The sequence below is a fragment of the Micromonospora sp. 15K316 genome, assembly GCF_004348525.1.
Taxonomy (GTDB): Bacteria; Actinomycetota; Actinomycetes; order Mycobacteriales; family Micromonosporaceae; genus Micromonospora.
On record NZ_SMKG01000256.1, the window covers coordinates 1 to 7865 of the forward strand.

At 69.1% G+C, this 7865-nt stretch carries 7 protein-coding genes, 2 tRNA genes and 1 pseudogene; 3 read left to right on the forward strand and 7 right to left on the reverse strand.

From position 1 onward, the window contains the following. Positions 1–732: 732 nt before the first annotated feature. Positions 733–960: a hypothetical protein gene (locus E1211_RS28500; RefSeq protein WP_120679806.1), complete on the forward strand. Its 228-nt coding sequence runs from the start codon at positions 733–735 to the stop codon at positions 958–960. Between the two features lie 5 nt (positions 961–965). Here the strand turns inward: E1211_RS28500 and E1211_RS28505 are convergent, their stop codons facing one another. The 6 genes from E1211_RS28505 to E1211_RS28530 form a co-directional block, all read right to left on the reverse strand. Then, positions 966–1763 carry a carbon-nitrogen hydrolase family protein gene (locus E1211_RS28505; RefSeq protein ID WP_132352729.1) on the reverse strand — a complete coding sequence of 266 codons (798 nt, stop codon included), beginning with the start codon at positions 1761–1763 and terminating at the stop codon, positions 966–968. Between the two features lie 91 nt (positions 1764–1854). Then, positions 1855–3144 carry an ATP-dependent Clp protease ATP-binding subunit ClpX gene (clpX, locus tag E1211_RS28510; RefSeq protein WP_132352731.1) on the reverse strand — a complete coding sequence of 430 codons (1290 nt, stop codon included), beginning with the start codon at positions 3142–3144 and terminating at the stop codon, positions 1855–1857. 210 nt (positions 3145–3354) lie between these two features. Beyond that, entirely contained in the window at positions 3355–4017 is a 663-nt protein-coding gene (locus E1211_RS28515; RefSeq protein WP_132352733.1) for an ATP-dependent Clp protease proteolytic subunit, read from the reverse strand. A gap of 10 nt (positions 4018–4027) precedes the next feature. Beyond that, positions 4028–4669: an ATP-dependent Clp protease proteolytic subunit gene (locus tag E1211_RS28520; protein WP_132352735.1), complete on the reverse strand. Its 642-nt coding sequence runs from the start codon at positions 4667–4669 to the stop codon at positions 4028–4030. A gap of 171 nt (positions 4670–4840) precedes the next feature. Further along, positions 4841–6190: a trigger factor gene (gene tig, locus E1211_RS28525; protein WP_132352737.1), complete on the reverse strand. Its 1350-nt coding sequence runs from the start codon at positions 6188–6190 to the stop codon at positions 4841–4843. A 146-nt stretch (positions 6191–6336) separates the two neighbouring features. Then, positions 6337–6410, reverse strand: a tRNA-Pro gene (locus tag E1211_RS28530). A gap of 227 nt (positions 6411–6637) precedes the next feature. On the opposite strand from E1211_RS28530, the gene E1211_RS28535 reads away from it, so the two are divergent. Further along, positions 6638–6711, forward strand: a tRNA-Gly gene (locus E1211_RS28535). 110 nt (positions 6712–6821) lie between these two features. Here the strand turns inward: E1211_RS28535 and E1211_RS28540 are convergent. After that, positions 6822–7544, reverse strand: coding sequence for an acetate uptake transporter family protein (locus E1211_RS28540; RefSeq protein WP_132352739.1), 723 nt, complete (start codon positions 7542–7544; stop codon positions 6822–6824). 195 nt (positions 7545–7739) lie between these two features. Here E1211_RS28540 and E1211_RS33580 point away from each other — a divergent pair. After that, positions 7740–7865: pseudogene (locus tag E1211_RS33580) on the forward strand (GNAT family N-acetyltransferase); the annotation flags it as partial.

The window sequence follows — 7865 nt, forward strand, 5'->3', positions numbered from 1 at the left end:
GCAACAAAAAGTTGCCAAAGGAATCCAAACCAGAAGATCCCGAAGAATCAACCAGTCCGGGGTATAAATCAATTTGGCACTGGCTTATCAAACACCCTGTTGAGTTCTCAAAGAACAACCACACACCGATCAGAAGCTCCGCTCTGCGGAACCCCGTCTCGGGGCAACCGTTCCAACCTACCCGACCCGAACTTCGCCGTCAATCTCGGTCTGAGATGATCAACTAGTTGGTCGGACCCACGCCGACGCACGCCCAATTCAGGCGGTCGTTGCTGTCGTGGGAAACCGCAGACCGGCCGATCGCCGCTTCGCGGCCATCCGCCCGGCTCCTGCCGGCTTCAGTACTTTACCCGGTCGGCTTCGCGTCCGCAACTCCGAATTTCCGGAGTGTTTCCGCACCGCCCGACCAGCCTCGCTCGGCGTTCCCGCCACGAGCCTGGCGCCCGTTCTCGGCCGGTTTGTCCGGCCTCCCCCGTGCAGAGAGAAAGTTACGCGGACGGACCGTAGAAGGCAAATCAACGCCGGTCACTGTCCGTGAAGAGCGCCCGGAACGCCGGCGGGCGACCCTCGAAAATCCTCGACGGCGACCGTCGATCACGCTTGCGCCCGGTCCCACCGAGCGGTGCTCCGCCGGCCGCGGCGCCCTGCGCGACGGCGCCCCGCCGGACGCACTTGGATGACTGCCCCATGCGGCCCTGCTCCCGGGCACCGATACGTGCCAGAGTGTCTGTCATGGATGTCGACTCCGGGCCGTCCGCCGCCCCGCTCGCCGAGGAGGCGGTGCTCGGGCTCCTCCTGCCGTTCTGGCAGCTGGTGATCGGCGCCTTCGTCCTCGTCGTCGTCGTGCTGTCGGTCGGCCGGCTGGCTCGGCGAGGCCCTTCCCGGATGACCACCGCACTGGTGGTGACCGCGGCCGCGATCGCGGGCTTCGCCTTGGTGGGAGTGCTGCTGCAGGGGTGAGCCGGTCAGAGTCGTCGGTTGGCCAGACTCGGCAGCTCGGCGCGGATGGCGGCGAGCCGGTCGAGATCCAGATCGGCGAAGGCCACGCCGGAGCCGTCCGGTACCTGGCTGAGCACCGTCCCCCAGGCGTCGACGACCATGCTGCGCCCGAAGCAGCTCCGCCCGGGCTCGTGGTCACCGATCTGCCCGGCGGCCACGACATAGCACTGGTTCTCGATCGCGCGGGCGCGCAGCAGCACCTCCCAGTGGTCGCGACCGGTGTGCAGCATGAACGCGGCGGGGACCACGAGCACCTGGGCGCCGCCCTCGGTCGCGAGCCGGCGGTAGAGCTCCGGAAAGCGCAGGTCGTAGCAGATCGACAGGCCGACACGTACGCCGTCGACGGTCACCACCACCGGCTGATCCCCCGGCGCCACCGTCGCCGACTCCCGGTACGAGACCCGGCCGGGGATCTCCACGTCGTACAGGTGGATCTTCCGGTAGCTGGCCGCGAGCGCGCCCGTGCGGTCGAAGACCAACGACGTGTTCCAGGTGCGCTCCGGGTCCGGGCCGGCCTCGTGAAAGGAACCGGCGATCACCCAGATGCCCAGCCGGCGCGCGACGCCGGCGAAGAACTCGCCGACCTCCCCGTCGATCGGCTCCGGCGGGGGCATGCCCGCCCCGGGGCCGAGGTAGTCGACGTACTCCGGGAGGAGCGCGAGGTCGGCGCCGCCGGCCGCGGCGCGCTCCAGCAACTCCTCCGCGGCGGCGAGGTTGGCCTTACGGTCCTCGCCCGTGTTGAGCTGGCAGACGGCGACGCGCATGAGCCTCAGCGTACGGGGAGCACGGCCCGCCGGACAGGGTCGGTGCGCCGGCCGATCCGGGCACCGGCCCCGGTGAGCGGGAGCCGCGAGCTCAGGCGGACTTCTCCTCGCGGTCCCGGCGGGCACGCCGGCCGGTGAACTCCCGCGGCACGATCGTCGGGTTGACGTTCTCGAGCACCACCTCACGGGTGATCAGCACCCGTGCGGCGTCCGGGTTGCTCGGCACCTCGTACATCACCGAGAGCAGGACCTCCTCCATGATCGCCCGCAGCCCCCGCGCACCGGTGCCGCGCAGCATGGCCTGGTCGGCGATCGCCTCCAGCGCCGGCTCCTCGAACTCCAGCTCGACGCCGTCCAGCTCGAAGAGGCGCTGATATTGGCGGACCAGCGCGTTGCGCGGCTCGGTGAGGATCCGTACCAGGGCGTCGCGGTCGAGGCTGCGCACACTGGTGATCACCGGAAGCCGGCCGATGAACTCGGGGATCAGCCCGAACTTGAGCATGTCCTCCGGCATGACCTGGCTGAAGATGTCGTCGGTCGAGCGCTCGGAGACGGATCGGAGCCGGGCGCCGAACCCCGTCCCGCCGGACCCGGTGCGAGCCTCGATGATCTGGTCGAGCCCGGCGAAGGCGCCACCGCAGATGAAGAGCACGTTGGTGGTGTCGATCTGGATGAACTCCTGGTGCGGGTGTTTCCGCCCGCCCTGCGGCGGCACGTTCGCGACGGTGCCCTCCAGCATCTTGAGCAGCGCCTGCTGGACCCCCTCCCCGGAGACGTCCCGGGTGATCGACGGGTTCTCCGACTTGCGGGCGATCTTGTCGACCTCGTCGATGTAGATGATGCCGGTCTCGGCGCGCTTGATGTCGTAATCCGCGGCCTGGATGAGCTTGAGGAGGATGTTCTCCACGTCCTCACCCACGTAGCCGGCCTCGGTGAGGGCGGTGGCGTCGGCGATCGCGAACGGGACGTTCAACATCCGGGCGAGGGTCTGCGCCAGGTGGGTCTTTCCGCACCCGGTCGGCCCGAGCAGCAGGATGTTGGACTTCGCCAGCTCGACGGTGTCCGAACCCGGGGCGCCGGCCGCCTCGGCCTGGATGCGCTTGTAGTGGTTGTAGACCGCTACCGAGAGCGCCTTCTTGGCCTGGTCCTGGCCGACGACGTAGTTGTCGAGGAACTGGCAGATCTCCATCGGCTTGGGAAGTTCTTCCCACTTCACCTCGCCGGACTCGGCCAGCTCCTCCTCGATGATCTCGTTGCAGAGATCGATGCACTCGTCGCAGATGTAGACGCCAGGCCCCGCGATGAGCTTCTTGACCTGCTTCTGCGACTTACCGCAGAAGGAGCACTTCAGTAGGTCGCCGCCGTCACCGATCCGTGCCACCTACGTTCTCCCTGCACTCAATCGGCCGGAGGCCCGGCCATGACCTGCGGGGGTCACGCCCCGCCCGTCTCTTGCACCCCGCCGGTCCGACCCAGCGAAGCGGTACAGACCCGACGTTACCCGCTGGCGGAGGTTTCTCCGACCCCCAAAACGGGTGTGTCAGAGGCCGGCCGGGATCGACGCCCCGACCGACCTCTGACCCGGTATTGGTCAGCTGGCGGCGTTGGCGGCCAGCAGGCCCTTCTTACGGCTGGTCAGAATGGTGTCGACCAGGCCGTACTCGCGGGACTCCTCGGCCGTCATGATCTTGTCGCGGTCGATGTCCTTGCGAACCTTGTCGATCGGCTGGCCGCAGTGCCGGGAGAGCATCTCCTCCAGCTGGGTCCGCATCCGCAGGATCTCCCGGGCCTGGATCTCGATGTCCGAGCCCTGCCCGTAGCCGCCCTCGGTGGCCGGCTGGTGGATGATGATCCGCGAGTTCGGCAGCGCCATCCGCTTACCCGGGGTGCCGGCCGCGAGCAGCACCGCGGCGGCGCTCGCCGCCTGACCCAGGCAGACCGTCTGGATGTCCGGCCGGACGTACTGCATGGTGTCGTAGATCGCCGTCATGGCGGTGAACGAGCCACCCGGCGAGTTGATGTACATGATGATGTCGCGGTCCGGGTCGGTGCCCTCCAGCGTCAGCAGCTGGGCCATCACGTCGTTGGCCGACGCGTCGTCCACCTGGACGCCGAGGAAGATGATCCGGTCCTCGAAGAGCTTGTTGTACGGGTTGGACTCCTTGACCCCGTACGAGGTGCGCTCCACGAACGACGGCAGCACGTAGCGGTTGTGCACGGCCGCGAACTGGGGTGGCAAACTCAGGTCGGTCATCGTCAGCTCCTCAGCTCAGAGTCCCGGCACCCTCCGGAACCTGGGTGGCTCCGGTGATGACCTTGTCGATGAAGCCGTAGTCCACGGCCTCCTGGGCGGTGAACCAACGGTCGCGGTCCGAGTCCGCCTCGATCTGCTCGGGGGCCTGACCGGTGTGGTACGAGACCCGCTCCTGGAACATCCGCTTCGTGTAGAGCATCTGCTCCGCCTGGATGGCGATGTCGGCGGCCGTACCACCCACGCCACCCGACGGCTGGTGCATCATGATCCGCGCGTGCGGCAGGGCGTAACGCTTGCCCTTCGTGCCCGCGCAGAGCAGCAGCTGCCCCATCGAGGCGGCCATGCCCATCGCCACGGTCGAGACGTCGTTGTCGATGAACTGCATGGTGTCGTAGATCGCCATACCCGAGTAGACCGAGCCACCCGGCGAGTTGATCCAGAGGTTGATGTCGCGGTCCGGGTCCTCCGCGGCGAGCAGCAGCAGCTGCGCGCAGATGCGGTTGGCGACCTGGTCGGTCACCTCGCTGCCCAGGAAGATGATCCGCTCCTTGAGCAACCGGTTGTAGACCGAGTCGTCGAGGTTGCCAATGTTGTCGCCACCTCGGGCGTCGATCGCCCGGAGCGGCTTCGGTGGGATGTGCATGTCGGTCATGGCAGCCCTTCGCTCTCCGTACCGTCCTACCCGACACTAACCGCTCGGCCGGGCGGCAGAGTCCCGGTCGTGGCACTGTTCGCTCACAGCGCAGCCACCGTCGGGACGTACCCGGAAAAGGGTTTTGGCCGCCGCCCGCCGCAAGCGGCGGACGACGGCCTCACCCGACGATCAGTGCTCGTGGTTGTGGTGCTCGGCCTCGTTGGCGGCCCGCAGCGCGTCGAGGCTGACCTCGTTGCCCGCGGCGTCCTTGATCGTGATCCGCTCCATGATCGAGGAGAGGACCTTCCCGCGCCGGACGTCGCCGTAGACGGCGGGCGCCGTGCCCGAGCGCACCAGCTGGTCGTAGTACTGCTGCGGGGCCATCCCGGCGTGCTGGGCCCGGTGCACGATCTCGTGACCGAACTCGTCGTCCGAGACCTCGACGTTCTCGGCGTCGGCGACGGTGTCCAGCAGCAGCTGGACCTTGACGCCCTGGGTGGCCGCCTCGGTCAGCTCGGTGTCGATCTGCTCCTCGGTCTTCTCCTCCGAGGCGAGGTAGTCCTCCATGGTGGCGCCGATCCGCTCGAGCTGGTCGACCATGGCCTGCTTGCGGCTCGCGACCTCCTCGCGGACGACGCCCTCCGGCGCCGGCACCTCGGCGGCGGCGACCAGCTGCTCCAGGGCCTTGTCCCGGGCGGCGTAGATCTGCTCGACCTGCTTGCCGCGGGTGACCCGCTCGCGCAGGTCGTTGCGGAGCTCCTCGATGGTGTCGAACTCGCTCGCCATCTGGGCGAACTCGTCGTCGAGCTCCGGCAGCTCCTTCTCCTTGACCGTGCGCACGGTCACCGCCACGTCGGCGTCCCGGCCGGCGTAGTCGCCGCCGACCAGCTGGGTGGTGAAGGTCTTGCTCTCGCCGGCCGCGACGCCGACCACGGCCTCGTCCAGGCCCGGGAGCAGCTGCTTGCTGCCGACCTCGTGGGAGATGTTGCTGGCCGAGCCGCCCGGCACGTCCTCACCGTCGACGGTGGCGTGCAGGTCGATCTGGACGTAGTCGCCCTCCTGGGCGGCCCGCTCCACGGTCTTCAGCGTCGCGAACCGCTCACGCAGGTTCTTGACCTGCTCGTCGATCTCGCTGTCGTCGATCTGGAGCTCGTCGACCGTCACCTCGACGGTGGCGAGGTCGGGCAGCGTGATCTCCGGGCGCACGTCGACCTCGGCGGTGAAGTTGAGCGAGTCACCGTCGTTGAACTCGGTGATCTCGACCTCCGGACGGCCGAGGGTCTTCAGGTCGTGCTCGCGGACCGCGGCGAGGATCTGCTGCGGGATGGCCTCCTGCACCGCCTCGTTGAGGACGGTGCCCCGGCCCACCCGCTGGTCGATCACCGCGGCGGGCACCTTGCCCCGGCGGAAGCCGGGAACCTGGACCTGCTGGCCGATCTCCCGGTACGCCTTCTGGAGGCTCGGCTCGAGCTCGACGAACGGCACCTCGATGGCGAGCCGCACGCGCGTCGGGCTCAGAGTCTCGACGGTGCTCTTCACAGGCGTACTCCTTGACGGATCTCAGTTGAGTCTGGGCGTGGATTCAGCCCATCGAGTGTAGGCGAGCCGGCCGGGCGCTCCGGCAGCGCCCGGGAACCGCAGCGGAAAACGGCGGCACCCGGGGGCGACCCGGTCGCGGACGACAGTCGGGGTGGCGGGATTTGAACCCACGGCCCCTCGCTCCCAAAGCGAGTGCGCTACCAAGCTGCGCCACACCCCGTGGCGACGAAGAGTGTATGCCTTCGCGCCCCGGCTCGGGCCTCGGGGCGGACTCCGCCGGGCCCGTTTTCCCCGGAAGTCGCGGTGTCGGCGCGCCGGGACGGCCCGACTCACCCGCAAGTCGAGTCGATCTCGGATGCCCACGCGGCGCGGCGGGCCGGTGCGACTGCGCGCGGCACCGGGACGTTCGGTAGGCTGTCGGGCGCGCCCCGCGTCTCGGGGGCGTACGCGGGCGTAGCTCAATGGCAGAGCTTCAGTCTTCCAAACTGACGGTGCGGGTTCGATTCCCGTCGCCCGCTCCACCCACGAAGGCCCAGGCAGACCGCATGATCGCGGCACCTGGGCCGTTCGCTTCTCCCCCGTGTTCGATCCCCGCGTACCCGCCCGAACCCCTACCGGCCGGGGTACGTCGTCACTGGCCGACCTTGATGCCCGGTTCACCGGCCATGAACTGGATGACCTGGCGGGGCTCCTGGCCCGGCCGGTCCGGAGCCCGCATCTTGCCGACCGGCAGGATCACCCGCCGGTACGTCGCCTCCAGCATCATCGCGGTGGCGGTGTACCAGGCGATCACCGCGGAGATGACGAAGATGTAGGCGCCCACCGTCCGCCAGCCCGAGACGCCGGCGATCTGACCGATCGCCTGGCAGGTCGCGCCGGCCGCGAGCGTGGCGAGCACCAGCGCCAGACCGATGTTCTCCGCGAGCGCGGCGAACGCCCCCGACCAGGTGATCGCCGCGAGCGCGATGAACCAGTAGCCGAGTGCGACGAAGGGGTCCGGCGGGGTCAGGGCGCCGACCGCGACGAGCAGGAAGAGCACGCCGTAGGCGAGCCAGAAGGCCCCCCAGATCCCGTGCATGGCGGTGGCCAGGCCGTCACGCGCCCGGTACGCCCACATTCCGGCGAGGAACTGGGCGAGCCCGCCGGTGAAGGCGGCGAACGGGAAAAGGAAGCGTGGTGTTCCCGAGTCGCCGTACCAGCCGGCCAGGTTGGCCGCCACGACGAAGGTGGCCGCGGCGAACCCGAACAGGCCGAGGATGGACGGCGCGGCGACCGGTTGCAGCGAGATCTGGGCGTGGTTCCGCCAGAACTCGAACTCGCCGTCGTGCGGTTGCGCGTGGGAAACGCGGGACATCTGATCCTCCTCCTCACGACGGCGGCTCCGCGCCGGACCGTCCGAACATCGGCGCGGTCTACCCCCTACGACCGGTCCCATTCGCGCTCGTCGTCCCGGCGCACCGGCCCCGTCGCCGCCCGTCCCGTGGCCCCGGGGCCTCACCGGGCGGAAAATCGCTCGTCCGGTTCCGGCAGCGGGGCGAGAATCCGGCGCATGTCCCAGGCCACGCTGCACAGCGCCCGGATCCGCCTCGTCCCGCTCGCCGACGAGCACCTCGAGCACGAAGTGGAGCTCGACGCCGACCCCGAGGTGATGCGGTACCTCGGCCCGCCCCGTACC